Origin of the sequence: Duganella sp. Leaf126 (assembly GCF_001423125.1) — a bacterium.
GTDB lineage: Bacteria > Pseudomonadota > Gammaproteobacteria > Burkholderiales > Burkholderiaceae_D > Rugamonas.
The window spans coordinates 1-24,302 of record NZ_LMNW01000032.1; the positions used below are offsets into that span (position 1 = coordinate 1).

22 protein-coding genes and 1 rRNA gene are annotated in these 24,302 nt (G+C 64.9%); 7 read left to right on the forward strand and 16 right to left on the reverse strand.

Annotated elements, in window-relative coordinates; all coding sequences use genetic code 11:
* From ASF61_RS16830 to ASF61_RS16865, 8 genes are all read right to left on the reverse strand, one after another.
* Positions 1-90, reverse strand: a 16S ribosomal RNA gene (locus ASF61_RS16830); the annotation flags it as partial.
* Positions 91-427: 337 nt separating this feature from the next.
* Positions 428-1,891, reverse strand: a complete 1,464-nt coding sequence (locus tag ASF61_RS16835) for a GTPase domain-containing protein (protein ID WP_056158933.1) — start codon at positions 1,889-1,891, stop codon at positions 428-430.
* Positions 1,892-1,899: 8 nt separating this feature from the next.
* Positions 1,900-3,372, reverse strand: a complete 1,473-nt coding sequence (locus ASF61_RS16840; protein WP_056158288.1) for a DUF2868 domain-containing protein — start codon at positions 3,370-3,372, stop codon at positions 1,900-1,902.
* A gap of 60 nt (positions 3,373-3,432) precedes the next feature.
* Complete coding sequence (locus ASF61_RS16845) at positions 3,433-4,179, reverse strand: phosphatase PAP2 family protein (RefSeq protein WP_082491771.1); 747 nt, start codon at positions 4,177-4,179, stop codon at positions 3,433-3,435.
* On the reverse strand, positions 4,151-5,881 hold the full coding sequence (locus ASF61_RS16850) for a phosphoethanolamine transferase (protein WP_082491772.1): 1,731 nt from the start codon (positions 5,879-5,881) through the stop codon (positions 4,151-4,153). The genes ASF61_RS16845 and ASF61_RS16850 overlap by 29 nt, the downstream gene beginning before the upstream one ends.
* An 86-nt stretch (positions 5,882-5,967) precedes the next feature.
* Complete coding sequence (locus ASF61_RS16855; protein WP_056158296.1) at positions 5,968-7,209, reverse strand: HAMP domain-containing sensor histidine kinase; 1,242 nt, start codon at positions 7,207-7,209, stop codon at positions 5,968-5,970.
* On the reverse strand, positions 7,187-7,885 hold the full coding sequence (locus tag ASF61_RS16860) for a response regulator transcription factor (protein WP_056158938.1): 699 nt from the start codon (positions 7,883-7,885) through the stop codon (positions 7,187-7,189). Before ASF61_RS16860 ends, ASF61_RS16855 begins: the two co-directional genes overlap by 23 nt.
* Before the next feature lie 11 nt (positions 7,886-7,896).
* Complete coding sequence (locus ASF61_RS16865; protein ID WP_056158299.1) at positions 7,897-8,682, reverse strand: enoyl-CoA hydratase; 786 nt, start codon at positions 8,680-8,682, stop codon at positions 7,897-7,899.
* Positions 8,683-8,788: 106 nt separating this feature from the next.
* On the opposite strand from ASF61_RS16865, the gene ASF61_RS16870 reads away from it, so the two are divergent.
* Positions 8,789-9,226, forward strand: a complete 438-nt coding sequence (locus ASF61_RS16870; protein ID WP_056158941.1) for a universal stress protein — start codon at positions 8,789-8,791, stop codon at positions 9,224-9,226.
* A 12-nt stretch (positions 9,227-9,238) separates the two neighbouring features.
* On the opposite strand, the gene ASF61_RS16875 is transcribed toward ASF61_RS16870, so the two are convergent.
* Positions 9,239-10,405, reverse strand: coding sequence for a murein transglycosylase A (locus ASF61_RS16875; RefSeq protein WP_082491773.1), 1,167 nt, complete (start codon positions 10,403-10,405; stop codon positions 9,239-9,241).
* Between the two features lie 194 nt (positions 10,406-10,599).
* Positions 10,600-10,974, reverse strand: a complete 375-nt coding sequence (apaG, locus tag ASF61_RS16880) for a Co2+/Mg2+ efflux protein ApaG (RefSeq protein WP_056158305.1) — start codon at positions 10,972-10,974, stop codon at positions 10,600-10,602.
* 185 nt (positions 10,975-11,159) lie between these two features.
* Here apaG and rpe point away from each other — a divergent pair, with 185 nt between their 5' ends.
* From rpe to trpC, 6 genes are all read left to right on the forward strand, one after another.
* A complete protein-coding gene (rpe, locus tag ASF61_RS16885; RefSeq protein ID WP_056158307.1) occupies positions 11,160-11,831 on the forward strand; it encodes a ribulose-phosphate 3-epimerase in 672 nt (223 codons plus the stop codon).
* A gap of 1 nt (position 11,832) precedes the next feature.
* Positions 11,833-12,546: a phosphoglycolate phosphatase gene (locus tag ASF61_RS16890; RefSeq protein ID WP_056158311.1), complete on the forward strand. Its 714-nt coding sequence runs from the start codon at positions 11,833-11,835 to the stop codon at positions 12,544-12,546.
* A gap of 221 nt (positions 12,547-12,767) precedes the next feature.
* The gene (trpE, locus tag ASF61_RS16895; RefSeq protein ID WP_056158314.1) at positions 12,768-14,270 is read left to right on the forward strand and encodes an anthranilate synthase component I; all 1,503 of its coding nucleotides are present in this window, start codon (positions 12,768-12,770) and stop codon (positions 14,268-14,270) included.
* Position 14,271: 1 nt separating this feature from the next.
* Positions 14,272-14,835, forward strand: coding sequence for an aminodeoxychorismate/anthranilate synthase component II (locus tag ASF61_RS16900; RefSeq protein WP_056158317.1), 564 nt, complete (start codon positions 14,272-14,274; stop codon positions 14,833-14,835).
* A 36-nt stretch (positions 14,836-14,871) separates the two neighbouring features.
* On the forward strand, positions 14,872-15,915 hold the full coding sequence (gene trpD / locus ASF61_RS16905) for an anthranilate phosphoribosyltransferase (RefSeq protein WP_056158321.1): 1,044 nt from the start codon (positions 14,872-14,874) through the stop codon (positions 15,913-15,915).
* A 197-nt stretch (positions 15,916-16,112) separates the two neighbouring features.
* A complete protein-coding gene (gene trpC / locus ASF61_RS16910; protein ID WP_056158324.1) occupies positions 16,113-16,913 on the forward strand; it encodes an indole-3-glycerol phosphate synthase TrpC in 801 nt (266 codons plus the stop codon).
* 28 nt (positions 16,914-16,941) lie between these two features.
* Here the strand turns inward: trpC and ASF61_RS16915 are convergent, their stop codons facing one another.
* From ASF61_RS16915 to ASF61_RS16940, 6 genes are all read right to left on the reverse strand, one after another.
* Entirely contained in the window at positions 16,942-17,262 is a 321-nt protein-coding gene (locus ASF61_RS16915) for a DUF3325 family protein (protein WP_056158329.1), read from the reverse strand.
* Complete coding sequence (locus tag ASF61_RS16920) at positions 17,255-18,943, reverse strand: PepSY domain-containing protein (protein WP_056158332.1); 1,689 nt, start codon at positions 18,941-18,943, stop codon at positions 17,255-17,257. Before ASF61_RS16920 ends, ASF61_RS16915 begins: the two co-directional genes overlap by 8 nt.
* A 53-nt stretch (positions 18,944-18,996) precedes the next feature.
* Positions 18,997-19,293 (reverse strand): hypothetical protein, encoded by a 297-nt coding sequence (locus ASF61_RS16925; protein ID WP_056158944.1) that lies wholly within the window; start codon positions 19,291-19,293, stop codon positions 18,997-18,999.
* A gap of 359 nt (positions 19,294-19,652) precedes the next feature.
* On the reverse strand, positions 19,653-21,470 hold the full coding sequence (locus ASF61_RS16930) for a M61 family metallopeptidase (protein WP_056158333.1): 1,818 nt from the start codon (positions 21,468-21,470) through the stop codon (positions 19,653-19,655).
* Between the two features lie 15 nt (positions 21,471-21,485).
* Positions 21,486-22,055 carry an NTP transferase domain-containing protein gene (locus ASF61_RS16935; RefSeq protein WP_056158338.1) on the reverse strand — a complete coding sequence of 190 codons (570 nt, stop codon included), beginning with the start codon at positions 22,053-22,055 and terminating at the stop codon, positions 21,486-21,488.
* 6 nt (positions 22,056-22,061) lie between these two features.
* Positions 22,062-24,299, reverse strand: coding sequence for a xanthine dehydrogenase family protein molybdopterin-binding subunit (locus tag ASF61_RS16940; RefSeq protein WP_056158341.1), 2,238 nt, complete (start codon positions 24,297-24,299; stop codon positions 22,062-22,064).
* Between the last annotated feature and the right edge of the window lie 3 nt (positions 24,300-24,302).

The following is a 24,302-nucleotide window of genomic DNA, read 5'->3' on the forward strand; positions in this document are numbered from 1 at the left end:
CCGCCAGGTTGCCCCGCGCTGCCGTTCGACTTGCATGTGTAAGGCATGCCGCCAGCGTTCAATCTGAGCCAGGATCAAACTCTTCAGTTTAATCTCTGTTGTTTGCCGATTTCTCGGCACCGTCTTGCGACGGGTCGCTCACTCAAAATACTGACAGGCCACTATTTTCATAGCGCCTATTTCATTACTTCTTGTGAACATTTGATAAGTTANCCACACTTATCGACTGTTAATTTTTAAAGAACCGAACTCTTGTGACTTTCGCACTTGACAAATCGTTTTGTTTGTCAGCGAGAAGGAGAGTATGAAGCGTTTCGCTGCTTACGTCAACCTTCTTTTTTTCCTGCTTCACTTCACATTGGCGTGTGTTGTTCTGCGAGGGGGCGAATTATAGCCAAGCCGGAACCGGCTTGGCAAGGGACTTTTTTCAGAAGGTGCCGGCGGCGTCCGGATACAGTCGCACCAGGGCGGCGGACATGATGTGCTTGATCAGTACCGCAGCGCGGCTACTTGCGACGGCGGATTTTTCGCGCCGCAGATCGGTCCACAACGCCACCAGTGCGGCGTCGTGTTGGTTGACGACCTGCTCCACTTCTTCCTGCCAGAACGCGGGCGCCTCGTTCTCGACGAAATTGCCGCGTCCCCGTCCGAAATGCGCGACAGCCAGATAGCGCAACACGCCAACCACGACCAGGTTGCGCATGAAGGCGTCGGTAAACTGGACCGCAGCGACCTTGCGATCGGTGCTGGCGTTAAACCCCCATGCGGCGCCGGCAAACGTGAGCGCCCCCACCACGCCGCCGATGATGGCGCCGCCACCCAGGGTCAGGCCACCAGCCATGACATCGGCCGACAGGCCGGTCGCTGCGCCCGACAACATGGCGCCGAGCAGGCCGGCCTGCGCCTTGTCGATCGGTGCGCGCACGGCAAAGTTTTCGCGCACGCGCTCGTTGATCTTGCCGGCATCGGTCGGGTCGAGCTGGTGCAGGATCAGCAATTCGCGCGTACTCTCGATCGACACCTGGTTCAGGCGCGCCACCAGCATCGCCATCGCGCGGTCCTGGCGCTGCTGCTCCTCGTTCTTGCCGATGCCGACCACCTTGAGCGCGGACTTGAACATGCTCCTGTTTTCTTCCACGACCGGTTCGCTGTCGCAGGCAGCAGTCGACAGTTGCGCTGCCAGCAACTGCGCAGCGCGATCGTAGCGTTCAGCATTGCGCGCCTGCCAGGTCGCAAACAGGCGCGCATAGCCAGCCTGCAAGGCTGGCGCGAGCAGTTTGCCGACGGTGTCGTAAAACACCCGCTCGTGCACCCAGCAACGGGCAAAGGCATCGAGCGCCAGTACCTGGCGCACGGCCGGATACTGACGCAGGTGCTGGCGCCAGCGCTCCTGCTCGGCATGTTCGTCGGCCAGCGGGCGTGGCCGGCCGACCTGGTTGAGCAGCACGACCACCGGCTTGTCCAGCCATTCGAGGATTTTCATTTCCGCCGGCAGGTAGCCGGTGTCGCGCGGGTCTTCCGACGAATTGACCAGGTACAGCACCAGGTCGGCCGACTCGCGCGCCGTGCGCATGGCCTGCTGGCTGAGCCAGAACGGCCGGTCGCGGTAGCGGTCGATCACCTCGCGCAAAAACCAGCCGATCGGATTGCCGCCCTGCCCCAGGCGCTTGAGCAACCGGACCGAGTCGCCGAATCCGGGCGTATCCCACAGTTGCAAGGAGTCGCCTTGCGGCGTGGTCAGCAGGGTATGCGACTCGGCAAAGATGGTGACATGGGCAGCGTCGCGCACCTCGCCCACATCGACGCCCACCAGCGTGCGGGCCAGCGTGGTCTTGCCGTTGTTGGTGTGCGAAATCAGGGCAAACTGGATCTGCACCGCGTCGTGATGCATGGCCGCGCTCATTGCGGCGCCGACACCGGCAAGCCGGCAGGCAGCGGATGCGCGGCGGGATGGAGCAGGTTGACCACCGTGGCCCGCGTATGATGGAAGTGGCAGAACTGCTGCCACAGCGCCACCCGTTCGGCCAGGCGGGCGCGGTCGTCCGGATGGTCGCCCGTGCGCTCGACGTAGCTCGACTCATCGAGCAGCACGGCAATGCCGCGCGGAGAAGACCTGACCAGATAGTCGAGGAAGGCGCCGTGGTTTTCCTTCTCGGGAGTGGCCGTGAGGTTGAACAGGACCGCCGTGATATTGACGTTGGGATCGGTCAGATCGACCTCGCGCAATACTTCGCGTGCCTCCTCGCCATAGGCGCTCGACGGGCGCAACATCATGCGGCCCTGCTCGCCGAAAGCCATCACGGCCACCTGCACCAGGCCCTGGTGACGGGCCTCGTCCACCGTAAAGCTGTAGGGCAGGACCCGCAACAGGCCGCCGCTGGCAACACCGATGGTCTCGTTGAGCCGGCGGAAATAAGGATGGTCGAGGTCGAGCGGGAAACGCGCGGCAAGATGCGCAGCCCGCAGGTGGTAGGCCAGCGCCAGCAGCAGGCGTGGCAGTACGACGATGAGGAAGATGGTGGCTGCATACAAATGCACCCAACGCGCCCCGCCCTCGGCCGCCGTGGTCTGCGGGAAGCGCAACGCCTCGATCTCGGCCAGGGTAAATCCTTGCAGATGAAATACGAACATCGCCGGTGCGAACAGGAAAGACAGCAGGCTGTGTACCTGCGCGGCATCGAGGAAGGTGCTTTCCCAGCCGGCGCCGTACTGGGCCAGCAAGCCGCGCGCGTACAGCGACGCGACCGCGCCGACGGAAAACAGCGCTGCGCTCAAATGGATGGTGCGGTTGAGCCGCGCGGCCGTCAGTTTGGCGCTCAGCTGTGCCCATTCGCCCATAAAGCTGAGCAAGGCGGTGGACAGCACGGGCGGCATCTTGCGCGGCAGCGCCAGTTTGCCCACGCTCAGGCGGCGTACCATGCCCTCCTTGGGCCAGCCGTGGGTGCGCGACGGGATGAACAGGCTGATCAACAAGCCAAGGTAGACCACCACGTTCCAGGCCAGGATCAATAACAGCGGCGCGGACAGCAGATCGACACGATGCGGATCGGTGATCCGGTCCAGCGCCACGCCCAGCACCAGGGCCAGCAGCGGCAGCGCCCAGGTCAGGCCCTGCAGACCGTAGCGGCGCCTGGCGAAGCTGGCAAAGGCGGGATTGCGTTCGGCCAGGCGTTTGAGCAGCAGCTCGGAGCGCTGTTGCAGGAAGTCGTCGCCGGTGACTTCGGCATGCTTGCCGGAGGCTTGCCACTGCGCCAGTTCGCGCGCGCTGCGACTGGCATACAGGCGGTCGTCCTCGCTGAGAATTTCTTTGTTCTGATCGGTGGTCTCGATGGCGCGGACCATCACCACATCGCGCGCGATTTGCTCGTTCATGGAAATCCCCGTTATTAGTCAAACAACGTCATGCGGGGAATTGTGACGTACTTTATGCAATCAGGCCAACGCCGCACGCCTGTTACGTGCGCCGAGTATCCGATACAGCAAATAGACGATCAGGACCGCTACCCAGATCGACCACAGCGTATGCGTGAGGAAATGGGCGCCGCGCAGCTGCTGCAGCCAGCCGACGGCAAAGCCGAACGCCAGCATGATGGCGCCGACCGCCGCCGCCATGCGCGGACGCGCCGGCAGCCAGAACACGGCCACCGCCAGCAGCCACAGCGCGCTCGAGGCATGGCCGGCCGGCATGCAATGGCCGGATGGTATGCCCGCAGGCATCATCTCCAGCAGCCGCACATAGGGCTCGCTGCCGCCGTAGCGCTGCAAGTCCCACGGACAATGCGAGGTGCTGAAGCGTTTGAGCAGGCTGATCACGGCCGGCACCAGGACCGCCGACCAGGCCAGCACCTGCATCCCCGTGCGGCGCGCCATGGTCCAGCTGCGAAACGGCCTGAAGCGATCCCAGAGCGTCACTACCACTACCGTGACGCCCAGCAGTTGCAGCGCGGTTTTCAGCAGTTCGTGATTGAAGCGCTCGGCCAGCCACGCGTGCTGCCAGGGAAAGACATTGCGGGCGCGGTCGAACATGGCGTCGGCCAGGGCCAGGTCGATGTCGGTGACATTGCCGATCCACAGTATCAGCAGCGCGGCAATCAGCAAGGCCCATTCCACCGGCCGCAGCAGCGCGGTGCGGGGGCGTCGGGCGTGGGCGTCAAGGCTGGTTGGCGAGGGTACAGGCATGGAACATATCCAGTTGCGGGTTATAGACGGCGGTATTGATGTTCAACATGCCCAGGAACGAGTGGAACACATTGTCGTGCGAGAACTCCTGGTCGCGCCGCGCTTCCAGACAGCGCTGGTCGATATTGAAGCGGTCGCGGAAGTTTTGATCGAGCCACAGCATGAACGGAATATGCCGCTGTTCTTCGGGCGAAATGATGTACGGCGCGCCGTGCAAATACATATTTTTTTCGCCCAGCGATTCGCCATGGTCGGAGAAATACATCATCGCGGTCTCGACATTGTTTTCGGCACCGGCAGCGCGCAGCAGGTCGATGGTCTTGCTGAGGAAATCATCGGTGTACAAGATGGTATTGTCATAGGCTGCGACAATCGACTCGCGCGAACATTTTTCCAGTTCGTTGCTCTCGCAGACCGGGCCGAAACGCTGGAACGCCGGCGGGTAGCGCTTCCAGTAGGCCGGTCCATGGCTGCCCTTCTGGTGCAGCACGATCACCAGGTCACGCTTGGCGTTGCGGATGATGTCAGGCAAACCTTGCAGCATGCGCTCGTCGTAGCACTCGTCCTTGCCGCAGAACGGATCGCCGGGCGTCACCTGCGACATGTCCTCGAACGTCACGCGGTCGCACGCGCCCTTGCAGCCGGAATTATTATCGCGCCACAGCACGTCGATGCCGGCATGGCTGATCACGTCGAGCAAACCTTCCTGGGCCTTGGCCTTGTCTTCCGAATAATTTTCGCGAGTCATGCCGGAAAATAGACAGGGCACGGAAATGGCGGTGGCCGTCCCGCATGAATGCACATTCCTGAAATTGATCAGCCCGGCCTGATGCGACAGCAGCGGGTTGGTCTCGCGGCGGTAACCATTGAGCGAAAAATTCATGGCGCGCGCGGTTTCGCCCACCACCATGATGGTGACCGTGCGGCGCGGCCCGTGAAAACCGGCCACCGGATGGTCGGGCGGTTGCGACCACAGCTTGCCTTTCATGGCGTCGCGGCCCATCGGCGCCACCACCAGCGGCTTGGCGTAATGGTGCTTGACATAGCTGTTGGTTGCCTGGATCACGTTGGTGGGCGTCAGCAGAAAGCGCATTTCGCGGTATTCGCGCACGGCCGGGGCCAGGGTTTTAAAGAACGTCATCATCAGCACGCCTGCCGCGCAGACCGACAGCAGCAGCACGATGGCATTGGTGACCACCGCCCGGAATCCCGATGGATAGCGCAGCCGGACGTGGTACACCGCCAGCGACGGCAATGCGCCGAGCAAGAGCATGGACAGCAGCAAATCCCAGCTCAGCAGCTCTTTTGCTTCGTGGACATCGGTTTCCATCACATTCTGGACCATCGCGGCGTCGATCGCGATGCCATAGCGGTTGATGAAATAGCTGGCGCCTGCGGTCAGGAAGAACAGCACAATCAGGACCGGCTTGAGCAGGTAGCGGAAGGCGACCAGGCTCAAACAGGCATTGAACACCAGCGCCAGCATGGCAAACGCGCCCAGGTACAGCGGGATGTTGGACAGCTGGAAACCGCCGGTGGCCAGCACAAAGGTTTTCCAGAAAGCAAAGTTGTAGGCCAGCACCAGTAGCACCGAGGCGGCCAGCGTCAGTTGCAGCGGCTGCAAGGTGATTGCCCGCAGTCGGGGCAATACATTGGTGCGCAGCGCCAGTGGCAGGCGCAAGGTCAGGTGATAAACGTTCAAAACGAGGCTCCGGAAGTGTGCCTCCAGCTTACTAACCTGCCAGTCAAATCATCGTCACGGCCCTGTTAAAATTGCGTTAAACCAACTTACATTGACGGGAAGCGGATTTCGAACACGCTGCCGCCCCCTGCCCGTTCGCAATAATGCAGGCTGGCGTCCAGGTAAGCGCAGATGCGCTGGACCAGCCCCAGGCCCAGGCCGGTGCCGGACGAGCCGCTGGTGCCGGCCGGGGCCGCCTCATGCAGCACGCGCGCGCGCGCCGCCGGCGGCAGGCCGGGCCCCGTGTCTTCGACGAACAGCGAGCGCCCCTGCAGGCGCACCACTACTTCGCCTTGCGCCGTGTACAGGCAGGCGTTACGCACCAGGTTGCCGACTGCGGCGATCATCAGTTCGCGCGGAGCCGTGACGGTGAAGTCCGGCCCGCCCGCGTAAGACAAGGTCAGCGGCTTGTCGCCGAGCAGCGACTGGCTGCGTGCGCATTCCTCGGCGGCCACGGCAGCCACCGAAATCGGCGTCGCTTCGAGCCGTTCGGGCGAGCGCGCCAGGCGCAGCAGCACTGCTACCGAATCGGACGCATCGCGCGCGGCGCGGTAGATGCGCTCGGAGGCCGCCTGAATGGCCGGATTGCCGGGCGCCTGCGCCATGATCACCTCGGCCGCGCCGCTGATCACGGTCAGCGGCGTGCGCAACTCGTGGCTGACGTCGCCGGTAAAGAAGCGTTCGCGGTCCAGCACTTCGGTCAGCTCGGTGGTGCGCGCGGCAAACGCGCGGGCCAGGATGCCGAGCTCGTCCTGGCTGTCCTGCTGCGGCAGGTCGGTGCGGCGCGCCTGCACGGCCGTGGCCAGGTCCATGATCGGGCGTACCACGCTGTTGCCGATGAAGGCGCCGAACATCAGCGACGACACCAGGAAGCCGGCAAAGCCGATCGCGAACATGCTGTAGACGACCAGCTCGATCTTGTCGTAGGCGCTGGCGTGGTCCACCACCACGTAGTCGCCCGACGGGTCGCGCCCGGCCAGCACGTGCAGGTCCACGCCATCGACCGTGATCTCGTTGGCGCCCTGCGGCAGGCCGCGCAGCGATTGCGGAATCTCGGCATCGTGGAAGAAGCTCAGGCCGGCCGGCATTTCCACCGGCAGGCCGCTGGCCTGGCGCGGCGCAGCCCAGGCCGCCACTTCCTCGAGCCGCTCGTCGACCAGCTTGACCTCGATGCCTTCGACCGCCACGGCGGCAATGATGGCGAAAAACAGGCTGGCAACGGCAGCAAACAGCAGGTAGGCAATGACGATGCGGCGGCGCAGCGATTTAATTTTTGGCGAGGGCAGCATCGGTGGCAAGCAGTTTATAGCCGATGCCGGACACGGTGCGCAGCATGGCAAAGTCGAAGGGTTTGTCGAGCACCTGGCGCAGCGCATGGATGTGCGTGCGCAGGGCGTCGCTGTCGGGACGGTCGTCGCCCCAGACCTGCTGTTCCAGCATGTCGCGCGGCACCAGCTTGGGCGCCTGGCTCATCAGGCACTTGAGGATGATGTAGCCGGTCCGGGTCAGCACCAGCGGCGTGCCGGCGCGCTCGACCTCGAATTTTTCCGTATCGAAGCGCAGATCGCCGACCGTCAGCACGGCAGCGCCGGCAGTCTGCCCGCGCGCGCGGCGCACCAGGGCGTGCAGCCGCACTTCGAGCTCGACCAGCGAAAACGGCTTGATCAGGTAATCGTCGGCGCCGCTGTCGAAGCCGGCCACCTTGTCCTGCACCGTGTCGCGCGCGGTCAGCATCAGCACCGGCGTGGACTGGCGCAGCTCGGTGCGCACCTTGTGGCACAGCTCCAGCCCCGTCATGCCGGGCAGCATGACGTCAAGCACCATCACGTCGTAGTCGTGCTGGGCCGCCAGCGCCAGTCCGGCATAGCCATTGGCGGCCGAGTCGAGCACATGGCCCTTGGGTTCGAGGAAGGCGTACAGGTTGGCCAGGATGTCGGGATTGTCTTCGACGATCAGGATGCGCATGCTCTGCAAGATTACAGTCCTTCGAAATTGGCCGGGCGCTTGGCCAGGAACGCCTGCATGCCTTCTTTTTGCGCCGGCGTGCCGAAGGCGGCCTGGAACAGGCGGCGCTCGTAGGCCACGCCGTCGGTCAGCGGGGTTTCGAAGGCGCGGTTGACGGCGTCCTTGACCATCATCGCCACCGAGGTGGGCATGGCGGCGATGTGCGCTGCGATCGCCAGCACTTCCTCGATCAGCTTGTCGGCCGGCACCACGCGCGACACCAGGCCGATGCGCTCGGCCTCGGCGGCATCGATGGTGCGCGCGGTCAGCAGCAAGTCCATCGCCTTGGCCTTGCCGATGGCGCGCGGCAGGCGCTGGGTGGCGCCGGCGCCGGGCGGCACGCCGATCTTGATTTCGGGCTGGCCGAACTTGGCGCTGTCGGCCGCCACCACGAAGTCGCACATCATCGCCAGCTCGCAGCCGCCGCCCAGGGCAAATCCGGCCACCGCGCCGATCACCGGCTTGCGCACGCGCAGGATATGCTCCCAGTTACGGCTGATGTAATTGTCGCGGTAAGTGTCGGCGTACGTGTAATCGACCATGGCGGCGATGTCGGCGCCGGCCGCAAACGCCTTGTCGCTGCCGGTGAGCACGATGCAGCCGATCGCCGGATCGGCGTCAAAAAGGCGCAAGGCTTCGCCAAGTTCGTTCATCATGTTGTCATTGAGCGCGTTCAATGCCTTGGGACGGTTCAGGCGGATCAGCGCGGTCTTGCCGTGCACTTCGACGATCAGGTCTGCATACTGTGCGTGTTGCATGATGTTCTCCACGGTGGCATAGGTCAGGGATGGATTGTATAGCGTGCGACAGGAAACGCGGCGAGACATTAGGCTGATGGTTATCAAATACCAACTGGAGCGCCAGATGTTCAAATCGATACTTTTCCCTACCGACGGCTCCGAGCTGTCAGAAAAAGCCACGGCCACGGCAGTGCAGTTTGCCATGCTGCACCAGGCCCGCATGGTCGGCATCACGGTGGTGCAACCGATGGCGATGACGCCGATCGGCGACACCGGCGGCCTCATCGACGTGGGCGATATTTCGCTGCAGATGCAGGATGCCGCGCGCGAGCACATCGACAAGCTGGCTGCCGCCGCCAATATCGCGGGCGTGCCGTTCGAAGGCATCATCTCCACGTCCACCGTGCCGTTCGAGGAAATCATCGAAGCTTCGAAACGCTTCAACTGCGACCTGATCATCATGGCCACGCACGGCCACACGGGGCTCGACAAATTCCTGCTCGGCAGCCAGACCGACAAGGTGCTGTCGCACACCACGCTGCCGGTCCTGGTGCTGCGCTGATACTGGCCGGCGCTACTTAGGCAGCAGCACCCACACGTTGCCGCGCTGCTTCATGCGGCCGGCATTCTCGGCCGCCTCGGTGCCAAAGCCGAAGAAATAATCGACGCGGATCGCGCCCCGGATGGCGCCGCCGGTATCCTGCGCCATCACCAGCCGCTGCATCGGCACGTCGGTGTTGGGCTGGGTGGTGTTGAGGAAGATCGGCGCGCCCAGCGGCAGCTGGGTGGGATCGACCGCCACCGAGCGCTGCGGCGTGAGCGGCACGCCCAGCGCGCCTTTCGGGCCCACCTTCGGATCGGGCAGACGCTCCTCCTTGAAGAAAACATAGCTGGGGTTGGCGTTGAACAGCTCCTGCATGCGGGTCGGATGACCGGCAATCCAGGCCTTGATGCCTTGCGCGGACGCCTGGTCCAGCCGCAGCTCACCCTTTTCGACCAGGTATTTACCGATCGATTTGTACGGATGGCCGTTCTGGTCGGCATACGCCACGCGCACGGTTTCCTGGGTATCGGTCAGCTGCACCCGGCCCGACCCCTGCACTTCGAGGAAGAACGCTTCCACCGGATCGTCGACCCACAGCAATTCCTTGCCCTTCAGTTCGCCGGTATCGATCTCGGCGCGGCTCGGATACGGCACCAGCTTCTTGCCCACCAGCTTGCCCCGCAGGCGCATGCCTTTCAGGTCGGGATAGACGCTGGCCAGGTCGACGGTGATCATATCGTCGGGTACCTTGTAGAGCGGGGTCTGGTACGGCCCGCCCTTCTTGCGGGCGCCGCGCAGCAGCGGCTCGTAGTAGCCGGTGACCAGGCCGTCGGTGGCGCCATCGGGCGCAACCACCTGGTGCGGCACCATGAAGGCCTCGAAAAAGGTGCGGATGGCCTGGTCGTCGTTGCCGTTGACGGTGCGGGCGATGCTGCACGACTCCTTCCAGTTGGCCTGTCTGGCCAGCGTGGTGCACGAGGCCATGAAGGCAGGCCAGGCCGCGCGCACGTCATCGCGGTCCCAGCCCGGCAAGGCGGCAAACGTGGACGGCACCAGTTGCAGCTTGGCCGCAGTGGCCGGTGCGGCCGGCGTGGTGGCCGGCGGCACCACCGCCGGCGGCGGCTTCACGGTCGGCGCCGGTTTGGCGGACTGGTCGGGTGGAATCGGGGTGGACGTACAGGCGGCCAGGGCAAGCATGGCAAGCAGGGGGAGGCTCGCCGGAACGAGTAGACTACGGCGGGGAACATTCATCGGGAGTCGGTATGTGGATATTGTTGTTGGAAGTGTGCGTGGCGCTGGGCCTGCTGGTATTCCTGGTCTGGTGGACGATGTTCCACGGCAGGAGCAAGCCCGGGCGCAAGGGAAAACGCCGGCAGTAACGCGCGCAGCAATCAGTGCAGGGTGCGCGGCAGCGACAGCACGAATTCGGGGATCTTGGCTTCGAAGCGGTGGCCGTCTTCGGCCACGCAGAAGTATTCGCCGACCATCGAGCCTTGCGGCGTCTGCAGCGCCGACCCGCTGGTGTACTCGAACTGCTCGCCCGGTTGCAGCAGCGGCTGGTGGCCGACCACGCCCAGGCCGCGCACTTCCTCGACGTGGTTGTTGGCGTCGGTAATGATCCAGTGGCGCGAGATCAGCTGCGCCGCCACCGTACCGGTATTCTTGATGGTGATGGAATAGGTGAACACGAAACTCGTGCGCTCCGGGTCCGACTGTTCAGGCAGGTACTGGGTTCTGACCGAGACAGTGAATTCGTAAGTGGCCATCAACTTTCCTTAATAGATACATTGTCATTGCGTGCAAGACCTTCATTGCACCGCAAATCGTCACCGCATGCAAGGAGGACGTGGGAGAAATCCCGTAATTGCCGTGCTGTGCCGCCAAATCGGCACAGCGGCCGCGACCGGCGTAAAATGACGGATCTTTTTTACGCCCGCCCCCGGCCCCTGTCATGACCCAATACCGCATCGCTCCCAGCATCCTGTCCGCCGATTTCGCCCGCCTGGGCGAGGAAGTGCGCAACGTCGTCGCCGCAGGCGCCGACATCATCCACTTCGACGTGATGGACAACCATTATGTTCCCAACCTGACCATCGGTCCGCTGGTGTGCGAAGCGATCCGTCCCCACGTGCAGGTGCCGATCGACGTGCACCTGATGGTCAAGCCGGTGGACCGCATCATCCCCGACTTCGCCAAGGCAGGCGCCAACATCATCACCTTCCACCCGGAAGCGTCGGACCACGTCGACCGCTCGCTGCAACTGATCCGCGACCACGGCTGCAAGGCCGGCCTGGTGTTCAATCCGGCCACGCCGCTCAGCTATCTCGAACACGTGATGGACAAGATCGACATCATCCTGATCATGTCGGTCAATCCGGGCTTCGGCGGCCAGTCCTTCATTCCGCAGGCGCTGAAGAAAATCGCCGAGGCGCGCCGCCTGATCGATGCCTCGGGCCGCGACATCATGCTCGAAGTCGACGGCGGCATCAAGATCGACAATATCGCCGAGGCCGCCGCTGCCGGCGCCGACACCTTCGTGGCCGGCTCGGCCATCTTCGGCAAGCCCGACTACAAGGCCGTGATCGACGCCATGCGCGCCAACCTGGCCAAGGTTGGAGCATAAGATGACCGTGCTGTCCGGCATCCGCGCAGCGATCATCGACCTCGATGGCACCATGCTCGACACCCTCCCCGACTTCCACGTGGCGCTTGCCGCCATGCTGGCCGAGCTGGACCTGCCGCCGGTGACGCGCGCGCAGATCGCGGTGATGGTGGGTAAGGGGTCGGAAAACCTGATCCGCGCCGTGCTGGCGCTGCAGTTAAACGAAGCGCCGCAGTCGCCGCCGGTGGAAGCGCGCTTCAACGTGGCGATGGAGGCCTACCAGCGCCACTACCTGGCCATCAACGGCCAGCACAGCACCGTGTACCCGGGCGTGACGGCAGGCCTGCAGGCGATGCAAGCGGCCGGCCTGCGCCTGGCCTGCGTGACCAACAAGCCGATCGCGTTTACCACCCCGCTGCTGGCGCAGAAGGGCCTCGACCGTTTCTTCGCGCTCGTGTACGGCGGCGACTCGCTGGCGCGCAAGAAACCGGACCCGCTGCCGTTGCTGACCGTGTGCGCCGATTTCGGCCTGCAGCCGGCGCAGGTGGTGGCAATCGGCGACTCGTCGAACGACGCGCAAGCGGCCCGGGCTGCGGGTTGCCCGGTACTGACGGTACCGTACGGTTACAATCACGGCGTATCTGTACAGGATATTGATTCCGATGGTATAGTGGGTTCGCTGCTGGAAGCAGCCGAGCTGATACGCTCGCAAACGACGCCTGCTTCACCTATTTAGTGAACCACTGACCTGAACCACTGACCGCAATGTCTCTCACCAAAAAACACACCGTCAACCAAGCTGCCTCGATTGAGGCCTGGCTTTGGCGACGCTGGCAATCCTGGCAGGGCTGATCGCCCGAGCCGTATTGCTGCCGTGCGCACCGCTGCACGGCAGGTTTTTTGATCAGCGCCGCCCCCTTTCATGCACATGACCGCGCGGCGCCCTGGAGAACCTTGATGACCGAACTCGAATTCAAATCGCTGGCCAACGAAGGCTACAACCGCATCCCGCTGATCGCGGAAGCATTTGCCGATCTCGAAACCCCGCTCACGCTGTACCTGAAACTGGCCCAGTCCCAGAACACCGGCAAGAACACCTTCCTGCTCGAATCGGTGGTGGGCGGCGAGCGCTTCGGCCGCTTCTCGTTCATCGGCCTGCCGGCCAACACCGTGCTGCGCAGCTTCGGCAACCGCACAGAGATCGTCAAGAACGGCGCCGTCATCGAAACCCACGACGGCAACCCGCTCGACTTCATCGAGACCTATCAGCAGCGTTTCAAGGTCGCGGTGCGCCCCGGCATGCCGCGCTTTTGCGGCGGCTTGGCCGGCTACTTCGGCTACGACACCGTGCGCCACATCGAGAAAACCCTGGCCAATTCGCCGCAGCGCCCCAAGGACGACCTCGGCCTGCCCGACATCCAGCTGATGGTGACCGAAGAACTGGCGGTGATCGACAACCTATCCGGCAAGCTGTATCTGATCGTGTATGCCGACACCACGCAGCCCGAGTCGTTCAGCAAGGCGCGCCAGCGTCTGAAAGACTTGCGCATGATGCTGCGCCGGGGCGTGGAAGCACCGGTCACCAGTGCTTCGGTGCGCACCGAGATCACGCGCGACTTTGCCAAGGAAGATTATCTGAAGGCGGTAGCCCGCGCCCACGAATACGTGATGGCCGGCGACCTGATGCAGGTGCAGATCGGCCAGCGGCTGCGCAAGCCCTACGTCGATGCGCCGCTGTCGCTGTACCGCGCGCTGCGTTCGCTGAATCCGTCGCCGTATATGTACTTCTACAATTTCGGCGACATGCAGATCGTCGGCGCGTCGCCCGAAATTTTGGTGCGCAACGAAACACTGCCTGACGGCGAAAAAAAGGTCACGCTGCGCCCGATCGCCGGCACCCGTCCGCGCGGCGCCACGCCCGAGCGCGACGCCGAACTGGCGACCGAGCTGCTGGCCGATCCGAAAGAGATCGCCGAACACGTGATGCTGATCGACCTGGCGCGCAATGACCTGGGCCGCATTGCCGACACCGGCAGCGTCAAGGTCACCGACCGCCTGGTGATCGAAAAATACTCGCACGTGCAGCACATCGTCTCCAACGTCGAGGGCAAGCTGAAAAAAGGCCTGTCGAACCTGGACGTGCTGCGCGCCACCTTCCCGGCCGGTACGCTCACCGGCGCGCCGAAGGTGCGCGCCATGGAAGTGATCGACGAGCTCGAAATTTCCAAGCGCGGCATCTACGGCGGCGCCTGCGGCTACCTGTCGTTCGGCGGCGAGATGGATGTGGCGATTGCGATTCGCACCGGCGTGATCAAGGATGGCATGTTGTACGTGCAGGCTGCAGCCGGCATCGTCGCCGACTCGGTCGCCGAAATGGAATGGCAGGAAACCGAAGCCAAGGCGCGCGCCGTGCTGCGCGCTGCCGAACAAGTACAAGATGGCCTGGACGGGGAGTTCTGACATGCTGCTGATGATCGACAACTACGACTCCTTCACCTACAACATCGTCCAGTACTTCGGCGAACTGGGCGAAGATGTGCGCGTGTACCGCAACGACGAAATCACGCTCGAACAGATCGAAGCGCTGAACCCCGACCGCATCTGCATCTCGCCCGGCCCGAAAGACCCGGCCCAGGCCGGCATTTCGGTCGCGGTGCTCAAGCACTTCGCCGGCAAGAAGCCGATCCTCGGCGTGTGCCTCGGCCACCAGGCCATCGGCGAAGCGTTCGGCGGCAAGGTGATCCGCGCCAAGCAGGTCATGCATGGCAAAACCTCTCTGATCGCCCATACCGGCGTGGGCGTGTTCAAGGACCTGCCCTCGCCGTTTACGGTAATCCGCTATCACTCGCTGGCCATCGAGCGCAGCTCGCTGCCGGCCTGCCTCGAAGTGACGGCATGGACCGACGACGGCGAAATCATGGGCGTGCGGCACAGGGATTACGACATCGAGGGCGTGCAGTTCCACCCCGAGTCGATCCTGTCCGAACACGGCCACGCCTTGCTGAAGAACTTCCTGGTTCGTTAAGCAAAGCTCACCGGCGCAATCATCGAGAGACTAGTCATGGCCATTACCCACCAAGAAGCACTGCTGCGCTGTATCGAACACCGCGAGATTTTCCACGACGAGATGCTGCACCTGTTCCGGCAGATCATGTCCGGCGAGATGTCGCCGACCATGGTGGCGGCCCTGACCATGGGCCTGCGCGTGAAAAAGGAAACCATCGGCGAGATCGCCGCCGCCGCCCAGGTCATGCGCGAATTTTCCACCAAGGTGCCGATGGCCGACACCACCGGCCTGCTCGACATCGTCGGCACCGGCGGCGACGGCGCCCACACCTTCAATATCTCCACCACCGCCATGTTCGTGGCCGCCGCTGCCGGCGCGCGCGTGGCCAAGCATGGCGGGCGCAGCGTGTCGTCGTCATCGGGCAGCGCGGACGTGATCGAGGCGCTCGGCGCCAACATCAATCTGCAACCGGAGCAGATCGCGCAATCGATCGCGCAGACCGGCATCGGCTTCATGTTCGCGCCCAACCACCACGCGGCCATGCGCCACGTGGCGCCCGTGCGCCGCGAACTCGGCGTGCGCTCGATCTTCAATATCCTGGGACCGCTGACCAACCCGGCCGGCGCCCCCAACATCCTGATGGGCGTATTCCACGCCGACCTGGTCGGGATCCAGGTGCGGGTGCTGCAGCGCCTCGGCGCCCAGCATGCGATCGTGGTCTATGGCCGCGACAACATGGACGAAGTGTCGCTGGGCGCCGGCACCATGATCGGTGAACTGGTCGATGGCGAGATCCGCGAATACGAAATCCACCCGGAAGACTTCGGCCTGCCGATGATCGCCAGCCGCAACCTGAAAGTGGCCGACGCCGCCGACTCGAAAGCGAAGATGATGGAAGCGCTGCGCGGCGAACCGGGGCCGGCGTTCGACATCGTCGCGCTCAACGCCGGCACCGCGCTGTACGCAGCCGGCGTGGCCAGCTCGATCGAAGACGGCCTGCAGCGCGCCCGCGCGGCGATCACGTCGGGCGAGGCGCTGAAAAAAGTCGCGCAATTCGTGCAGGTCACGCAGAACCTGGGCGCGGCCAACCGGGATTAACCTCGGCGCGGCGTCACCGCGGAGGGTCGCTGACCCTTTCGCATTGCCCCGCCCGGTGGCGCCGGTCCACCATGCGCCGGCGGGCAACCGTGCATCGGCGTGAGCCGATCCGTACGCAAGCATGGCGGCAGACCATTGCCGTTACAACGCCGCCGCACAGGCAGTCATCCGATCCAACCTGAAAGGGAGCGTCAACCATGTCCGATATCCTCAACAAGATCCTGGCCGTAAAGGCCGACGAAGTGGCCAGCGCCAAACGTCACCGCAGCCTGGCCAGCCTGCGCGACGAGGTCGAGTCCGATACCGCATTGCGCGCCGGCCTGCGCGGTTTCGAGGCCAGCTTGCGCGCCAAGATCGATGCCGGCAAGGCCGGCGTGATCACCGAGATCAAGAAGGCGTCGCCGTCGAAAGGCGTGATCCGCCCCGACTTCCGCCCGGCCGACATCGCCCGCACCTACGAAAAGAACGGCTCGGCTTGCCTGTCGGTGCTGACCGACGAGCAGTTCTTCCAGGGCTCGCGCGCCTACCTGGAACAGGCGCGCGCCGCGTGCTCGCTGCCGGTGCTGCGCAAGGACTTCATGATCGACATCTACCAGATCTACGAAGCGCGCGCGATGGGCGCCGATGCGATCCTCCTGATCGTCTCGGCCCTCGATCACGGCCTGATGGCGGAGATGGAAGCGGTGGCCCACGAGCTGGGCATGGGCGTGCTGGTGGAAACCCACGACGGCGACGAACTGACCGCCGCGCTGCGCCTGAAAACGCGCCTGCTGGGTATCAACAACCGCAACCTGCGCACCTTCGAGGTGTCGCTGGAAAATACCCTGGGACTGCTGGACCGCATCCCCGCCGACAAGCTGGTGATCACCGAGTCCGGCATCATGGTGGCGGCCGACGTCGAACGCATGCGCGCAGCCAATGTGCACGCCTTCCTGGTCGGCGAAGCGTTCATGCGCGCGGAAGACCCGGGCGCCGAGCTGGCGCGCCTGTTCAACTAGGCAGCAGCGCGCACGCCGGCCGCCCGGTTCAGGCGCGGCCGGTCCACCATAGCAGCGGCGCCAGGGCGCTGGCGCGCCAGGTCAGCGTCAACGCCACCACCACCGTGGCCAACGCCACACTCATCACCCAGACCAGCGACGCCATCGACGCTGCATCGACCATCAGGCACAGCACCAGCGACGCCAGCAGCGCCAGCGCGCCCAGTATCCGCAGCGAGCGGGCCGTGGCCGGCGGGCAGGCGGCAGTGCCGCGCACCTGCTGCCAGTGGTTGTCCATCGACAGGGCCAGCCAGCCCATGCCGATCACGGTGGCGGCCAGCGCCAGCAATAACATCAATCCATCAGGCATGACCTGCCTCCATCACCGGGGGGTTCACTGACATCGGGCTGCCGGCGCGCGCCTGTCGCAGTTGCAGCTGGCGCGCCGCCCATGCCGCCAGCGCCGCGCCCGCGAGCATGAACAGGTCGACGCCGGCCACCGGCCAGTAGCCGTCGCCGATGGTGCGCAGCAAATGGTCGCCGGTGGTGACCCAGTTCAGCACCGGCGCGGCCACGCCCAGCAGCGCGATCGCCAGGCATTGCTCGCGCCAGGCCGGGGCGATACGGCCCTCGGCCACCGGCGCCGTGCGCCAGAACGCGTGCAGCATCGCCAGCAGCCAGGCGCCCCAGAAGCAGTACTGTTCCATGTCACCGCGCAGCGGCCAGCCGGCCGGCATCACGTCCGGCAGCAGGCGGTTGGCGATCAGGATGCCGAGCGCCGCGATCATCATGCCGGTAAGCGTGGTCACGCCCAGCGCATCGACGATGCGCGCCCCGCTGCTGCCTTGCTTGGCGTGCTGGCGCTTGCGCTTTTCGACGAAGAACAGGAAGCCGGTGGCGATGCAGGCGCAGCCGAGCAGGCCCCCGAGCACGTACAGCCAGCGCAGCAGCCAGTGGCGGAAGTGCTGCAGGTGCAGGCCGGTGAGGAATTCGTTGAGGCGGCCGACAGCGGTCGGCGCCGGATCTTCGCGCAGCACGGTGCCGGTCGACGCCTTGAAGTGGATCCCTTCGCCGGTCAGCGCGATGCGGTCGGTGCCGGCGCGGTAGATGCTGACATAGGCGTTGGCGTCGCCCACGTGCTGGATGTTGAGGAAACCGACGTCGCCTGCCATGCCTTTTTCGGCCCAGCGGCGTTGGGCCTCTTTCACCATGGCGTCCACCGATGCCATCCTGGCAGGTACCCCGGCCGGGTCGTGCGGCAGCCCCGTTTCCAGCGCCTCGTGCTGCTCGTGCTGGTCGTGCAGCGCCTGCAGCTGGGTGTGGCCGACCGGGAAATAGATGGCGGCAAAGATCACCAGGCCGGTAAACGCAAAGAAGAAGTGGAACGGCAGCGCGACCACGCCGGTCAGGTTGTGCAGATCGAGCATGCTGCGCTGGGTGGTCTTTTGGGGACGGAAGGTAAACAGCTCGCGGAAGATCTTGCGGTGCATGACCACGCCGGTAACCAGCGCGACCAGCATCATCAGCGCAGCAAAACCGACGATCCAGTAGCCGAGGTTTTTCCAGTTCAGCGTGAGGCTGTAGTGCAGCGGGTAGAAAAAGCCGCTGCCGACCTTGAGGCGGTCGTCCGGCAAGGCTGCCCCGGTGCGCGGATCGACGGTGCGCTGGGCGTAGATCAGGGTTTCCGGATCCTTGGCGTTCGGTACCTCGTAGCCGGCGTACAGCGTGAGCACCGGGTCGCGGTGGGTGGTGTAGGCAGACCAGCTGCGCACCTTGTCGAAATGCTCAGGCAGCGGACCGTTGACCAGCGGCGCGGTCAGCGCGCGCGCATCGGGCAGCGGCTGCATGTCCTCGAACACGGGACGCATCAGCTGGTCGAACGACGGCATCGGCTGCGGCGCGAAGCGCGATGCGGGGATGGCCCAGCGGTCGATCTCGCGGTCGAACACGGACAGCGAACCGAAGAAAAATACGACGATCAGGATGAACCCGAGGGCCAGTCCGAACCAGGTATGGACCCAGGCCATCGACTGTCTGAAATTCTGCAGCATCGAACAACTCCGTAAATGGATGACGACTGATAGTGACTTCTATATGTGACTTTTTATGCGACCTGGTTCTGGATCAGGGTGGCCGCCGCGGTCATGATGGCAGCGCCACCGGCCAGCACCAGCCACAGGCGGCCGATGCGGCGGGCACCGAACGCCGTCACGAATATGACCAGAAATGCCAGGAAGCCGATGATGGCAGACAGGTGTTCGGCATCATGAAACTCCATGTCGGCAGCGACCATCCCGGCCATGATGAAAGCCACCAGGCCCCAGGTGAAGGCATAGCCGCCGACGACGGCAGCGAGCGCACGCGAGACGATGTCGCGGCGGGAAATCGGGGCAGTAGCCATGCTGAGCTTCATTTAGCGAATGAGAATTATTCGCATGATAGCAGCATGTCGGACTGGCGGGTGAGGTTCTTGCGACCGAGATTGCCCGCTCTCGGGCAGGCACACGGCGTTTTAAGCTGATGGATGGCGTAAATATGCCGGAATGTGGCATAGCCTGGTCGAAATGTCGCCGGTAAAACAGGACGCCCTATCGTCGCCCCCACGAAGGCGGGGGCCTAATTTGCACAATGAGGCGACGACCTTGGCAGCAATTGGGTACCCGCCTTCGCGGGTACGACGTGCTTGAGGTATCGATGGGGCAGCGCGCGCTAGCGTCCCGCATCCGCTTCAGCAGCAATGACTAAACGACAATACCCGTCTCACCGCGCCGCACTCGGCCGCAACGGACCGGCCGATTTCTTTGCCGCCGGATCGGGCGTCAGCGTAATGCCCGGCACGCGCTCGCCCTGCAGCACGACGTCAAAGGTCATCAGCTCGTCGCGGCGGAACGCATGGACGTGCACCGTGCTGCCGACCGTGTAGCGGGCCAGCAGGGCCTCGAGGTTGGTGGCGGTGACGCGCAAGCCGTCGACTGCCACCAGCAGGTCGCCGGCCGACAGGCCGGCCAGGTGGGCGGCGCCGTTTTCGTGCACAACGCTGAGCTTGCAGTCGTTGCCGTCGCGGCCCAGGTTGGCGTCCAGGCTGGGCTTGGACGACTTGCGCTCGTCCGCATATTTGACGCCGAACGGCGCCAGCAGCTTGGCCAGCGGGACATCTTCGGTGCCGCGGATGTACTTGTCGAAGAAGGGCTTGAAGCGCCCGCCACTGATCTCGTCGAACAGCGCCTCGACCTCGGCCGGCGTCACACCGCGGCCGCCGCCGTGGTAAAAGTCGCGGCCATAGCGCTGCCACAAGGTGCGCATCACATCGTCGAGCGACTGCTTGCCGCCGGTCTTGGCGCGGATGCTGAGGTCGAGCGCCAGCGCGATCAGCGCGCCCTTGGTGTAGTAGCTGATGATGGCGTTCGGCGCATTTTCATCCTGGCGGTAGTACTTGCCCCAGGCGTCGAAACTCGATTCGGCCACGCTTTGCTTGGTGCGGCCGCTGCCGCGCAACACGCTGCCGATGGTCTTGCCCAGCAGTTTGAAATACGCCGGTTCGGCGATCAGGCCGCTGCGCACCAGCATCAGGTCGTCGTAGTAGCTGGTGAACCCTTCGAATAGCCACAGCAGCGGCGAATAGTTTTCCACCTGCAGGTTGTACGGCGCGAACGCGGCCGGCTTGATGCGCTTGACGTTCCAGGTGTGGAAATACTCGTGGCTGCACAGGCCCAGGTATTGCAGGTAGCCGTCGCCGATGTCGCCGTTGGCAGCGGCCGTGGTGGGCAGGTCGCTGCGGTTGCAGATCAGGGCGGTGGAGGCCCGGTGTTCGAGGCCGCCGTAGCCGTCGCCGACCGCCATGGTCATGAACACATAGCGGTCCATCGGCGCCTTTTTGGTTTTCGGCTCGAACAAGGCGATCTGGGTTTCGCAGATGCGCTTCAGGTCCCGGCACAGGCGCGCCAGGTCGAGGTTGGGCACGCGGCCGGTGATCACCACGTCGTGCGGCACGCCGTGCGCCTTGAAGCTGGCCAGCGCGAAGTCGCCCTGCTCCACCGGGTGATCGATCAGTTCGTCGTAGTTGGCAGCGACATAGGTGCCGTAGCCATAGCGCTTGGCCTTCAGTTCCGGCAGCGCGGTGGCCACGCGCCAGGTACCGGCTGCCGCATCGGCCGGGCGCAGGATGTCGACCACGTGCGGCGTGTCTTCCTGGCCCAGCACGCGCAGGAACACGCTGGTGCCGTTGAAAAACGCATGGTTCCGGTCCAGGTGGGCAGCGCGCACCGACAGGTCCCAGGCATAGACTTCGTAATGCAGCGTGAGCGACGCCGCACGATTTTTCAGCGGCGCCGCCTGCCAGCTGTGCTTGTCGAGCTTGGTCAGCGCCACCGGCTCGCCGTCGGACTCGGCGCGGATGCGCACGATGTTGCGCGAAAATTCGCGGATCATGTAACTGCCGGGTATCCAGGCCGGCAGCGCGAACACCTGCCCCGTATCGGACGGTGCCGCCACGGTCACGGTCACATGGAACAGGTGGGCCGCCAGGTCGTGGCCGACGATGGTGTAGGTAATGGCCGGGATTTTGCTGGTTTTCTTCATCGCAGTCCTGATGGTTTAGTCGGTCAAATCGGCGCGGGTGTCGATGTCGCGCACCACGCCGTCGTCGTCCACGGCCACCTCGTGCACCGGGTGGCTATGGACGATGGCACGCGCGCCCTGGTCGCCGTCGAGCGCCAGCAGCAATGGTAAATGGTAGGCGCTGAACGCCACCGGGTTGCCGCGCCGGCCCTGGTACACGGGCGCGGCGATGTTGGCCCCGTCCTCGATGGCGGCAGCGAGCGCGCGCATGGTGGCGGGCCGCACCCAAGGCATGTCGCCCAGGCCGATCAGCCAGCCCTCGGCGCCGCGCGTGTAGTCGATGGCCGTGACCAACGATTCGCCCATGCCCAGGTCGGCGTCTGCACACACGCGCACTTCGCAGCCCAGGCGACCCAGCAGCACGGCCACGCGATCGTCGCCGGGCCGCACCACGGCCAGCACGCGCGGCAGCGCGGCCAGCATATTGCGCGCGCTGGCCGCCACCACCGGCTCCCCGGCGACGCGCTGCAGCAGCTTGTTTTCCACCCCGGACGGGTCGAAGCGCTTGCCGCGCCCGGCCGCCAGCAGGATACCGGTCAGCGCCATGCCGACTTACGCCGACGCCAGGTCGAACGGCAGCTTGCGCAGGCGCTTGCCGGTGAGCTGGAACAGCGCGTTGGCAAACGCCGGCGCCAGCGGCGGCAAACCCGGCTCGCCCATGCCGGTCGGCGCCTCGGTGGACGGCACGATGTGGACCTCGATGATCGGCATGTCGGTCATGCGCGCGACCGCGTAATCGCTGAAGTTCTGCTGCTCGACCACGCCGTCCTTGAGCGTGATGGCGGCGCCGGGCACGGTCATGCCCAGGCCCATCAGCGCTGCGCCCTGCACCTGCGCCTCGATCGTGAGCGGGTTGACGGCAGTGTTGCAATGCACGCCGGCCGTCACCTTGTGCAGCTTCGGCGCGCCATCTTTGACCGACGCCACCACCACGTAGGCGACCACGGTGTTGAACGATTCGTGCACGGCCACGCCCCAGGCCTGGCCCTTGGGCAGCGTCTTCTTGCCGTAGCCCGATTTGGCCACGGCCAGGTCCAGCGCGGCAAGGTGGCGCCGGCCTTTTTTACCGATGATCTTCTTGCGGTAGGCCACCGGGTCCATCCTGGCCGCATGCGCGGCCTCGTCGATCAGCGTCTCCATCACGTAGGCGGTGTGGGTGGAGCCGACCGAGCGCCACCACAGCACCGGCACATTGGCCTTGGCGATGTGGGCGCTCAGGTTGAGCGGCACGTCGTACGGCTCGCCCATGCCTTCGACCATGGTGGCATCGACGCCGTTCTTGATCATCATGCCTTCGAACATGGTGCCGGCAGCAATCGACTGGCCGACGATCACGTGGTCCCAGGCGACGATATGGCCGTTCGCGTCGAGACCGATGTCGGCGCGGTGCACGTGCGACGGCCGGTAGTAACCGCCCTTGATATCGTCCTCGCGGCTCCACACCACCTTGACCGGCTCGGTCCTGCCGGCCGCGCGCCACACCTTGGCGACGTTGACTGCTTCGACCAGGTAGTCGGACGTGGGCACGCCGCGGCGGCCGAAACCGCCGCCGGCCGTCATCGTGTTCAGCACCACCTGCTCCGGTTTCAGGCCGGCCGTGGCGGCAATCGCGCCCTGGTCCACGGTCTGGAACTGGCTGCCGGCCCACACGGTGCAGCCGTCCGCGTGCAGATCGACCACGCAGTTGAGCGGCTCCATCGGCGCGTGCGCCAGGTAGGGGAATTCATAGACGGCGTGGATTTTTTTCGGTGCGGTCGCCAGCTTCGCGGTGTCTGCACGGCGCGCCGGGACGCCCGGCTGTTGCGCCAGCGCCTTGAAGTCTGCCAGCTGCTGCGCGCTGCTGACCTTTTCCACCGCGCTGGCATCCCAGTCGATGACCAGCGCATCGCGGCCCATCTTGGCCGGCCAGTAGCCGTCGGCCACCACCACCACGCCGCTGCCGCCACGGTCGGTCTGCACTTCCAGCACGGCCAGCACGCCCTTGACCGCCTGGGCCTTGCTGGCGTCGAGCTTGCCCACCCTGGCGCCGAACACGGGCGGACGCGCCACCAGGGCGACCTTGCTGTCGGGCGCCTTGAAGTCCATGCCGAACTGCTGGGTACCGGTGGCCTTGCGGCGGGCATCCAGGCGCCCGACCGGCTTGCCGATCAGTTTAAAATCGTTCGGGTCCTTGAGCGTGACCGTGGCCGGCACCGGCTGCCGCATGGCGGCATCGGCCATGGCGCCGAAGGTGGCGCGCTGGCCGGCAGGGCCGGTCAGCACGCCGTTGGCGGCCTTGACCTGGGCCGGCGCCACGTTCCATTGTTCGGCCGCGGCGGCCACCAGCATGGCGCGCGCCTTGGCGCCGATTTCGCGGTACTGCGTGTACGAATGGGCGATGCTGCCCGAGCCGCCGGTGATCTGGATGCCGAACGCCGGATCCTTGTACTGCTCGCCGGCCGGCGCCAGCGCGCCATGGACCTTGGTCCAGTCGGCGTCGAGTTCCTCGGCGATCAGCATCGGCATTGCCGTCTGCACGCCCTGGCCGAATTCCAGCCGGTTGACCTGCACCGTCACCGTGTTGTCCGGGGCGATGTGCAGGAAGGCGTTCGGTTCCACCACCTTGGCGGGCGCCTGCTGGGCGCTGGCGAAACGGCCGGCGCCGGGCATGAAAAAGCCCAGCACCAGGCCAGTGCCGGCCGCAGCGCCGGTCTTCATGAAGCCGCGGCGCGAGACGCCAGCCGGCGCTGACGCCTGCGCCGTGGCCAGTGCAGCCGCCATGCTGTCGCTGTCGATCCATTCTGTACGCATGCG

Bases quoted from the DNA above. Each gene is read 5' to 3' on its own strand.
- ASF61_RS16835 (WP_056158933.1), bottom strand. From the start codon at position 1,891: ATGCATCACGACGCGGTGCAGATCCAGTTTGCCCTGATTTCGCACACC.
- ASF61_RS16840 (WP_056158288.1), bottom strand. From the start codon at position 3,372: ATGAACGAGCAAATCGCGCGCGATGTGGTGATGGTCCGCGCCATCGAG.
- ASF61_RS16845 (WP_082491771.1), bottom strand. From the start codon at position 4,179: ATGCCTGTACCCTCGCCAACCAGCCTTGACGCCCACGCCCGACGCCCC.
- ASF61_RS16855 (WP_056158296.1), bottom strand. From the start codon at position 7,209: ATGCTGCCCTCGCCAAAAATTAAATCGCTGCGCCGCCGCATCGTCATT.
- ASF61_RS16860 (WP_056158938.1), bottom strand. From the start codon at position 7,885: ATGCGCATCCTGATCGTCGAAGACAATCCCGACATCCTGGCCAACCTG.
- ASF61_RS16865 (WP_056158299.1), bottom strand. From the start codon at position 8,682: ATGCAACACGCACAGTATGCAGACCTGATCGTCGAAGTGCACGGCAAG.
- ASF61_RS16870 (WP_056158941.1), top strand. From the start codon at position 8,789: ATGTTCAAATCGATACTTTTCCCTACCGACGGCTCCGAGCTGTCAGAA.
- ASF61_RS16875 (WP_082491773.1), bottom strand. From the start codon at position 10,405: ATGCTTGCCCTGGCCGCCTGTACGTCCACCCCGATTCCACCCGACCAG.
- apaG (WP_056158305.1), bottom strand. From the start codon at position 10,974: ATGGCCACTTACGAATTCACTGTCTCGGTCAGAACCCAGTACCTGCCT.
- rpe (WP_056158307.1), top strand. From the start codon at position 11,160: ATGACCCAATACCGCATCGCTCCCAGCATCCTGTCCGCCGATTTCGCC.
- ASF61_RS16890 (WP_056158311.1), top strand. From the start codon at position 11,833: ATGACCGTGCTGTCCGGCATCCGCGCAGCGATCATCGACCTCGATGGC.
- trpE (WP_056158314.1), top strand. From the start codon at position 12,768: ATGACCGAACTCGAATTCAAATCGCTGGCCAACGAAGGCTACAACCGC.
- ASF61_RS16900 (WP_056158317.1), top strand. From the start codon at position 14,272: ATGCTGCTGATGATCGACAACTACGACTCCTTCACCTACAACATCGTC.
- trpD (WP_056158321.1), top strand. From the start codon at position 14,872: ATGGCCATTACCCACCAAGAAGCACTGCTGCGCTGTATCGAACACCGC.
- trpC (WP_056158324.1), top strand. From the start codon at position 16,113: ATGTCCGATATCCTCAACAAGATCCTGGCCGTAAAGGCCGACGAAGTG.
- ASF61_RS16915 (WP_056158329.1), bottom strand. From the start codon at position 17,262: ATGCCTGATGGATTGATGTTATTGCTGGCGCTGGCCGCCACCGTGATC.
- ASF61_RS16920 (WP_056158332.1), bottom strand. From the start codon at position 18,943: ATGCTGCAGAATTTCAGACAGTCGATGGCCTGGGTCCATACCTGGTTC.
- ASF61_RS16925 (WP_056158944.1), bottom strand. From the start codon at position 19,293: ATGGCTACTGCCCCGATTTCCCGCCGCGACATCGTCTCGCGTGCGCTC.
- ASF61_RS16930 (WP_056158333.1), bottom strand. From the start codon at position 21,470: ATGAAGAAAACCAGCAAAATCCCGGCCATTACCTACACCATCGTCGGC.
- ASF61_RS16935 (WP_056158338.1), bottom strand. From the start codon at position 22,055: ATGGCGCTGACCGGTATCCTGCTGGCGGCCGGGCGCGGCAAGCGCTTC.
- ASF61_RS16940 (WP_056158341.1), bottom strand. From the start codon at position 24,299: ATGCGTACAGAATGGATCGACAGCGACAGCATGGCGGCTGCACTGGCC.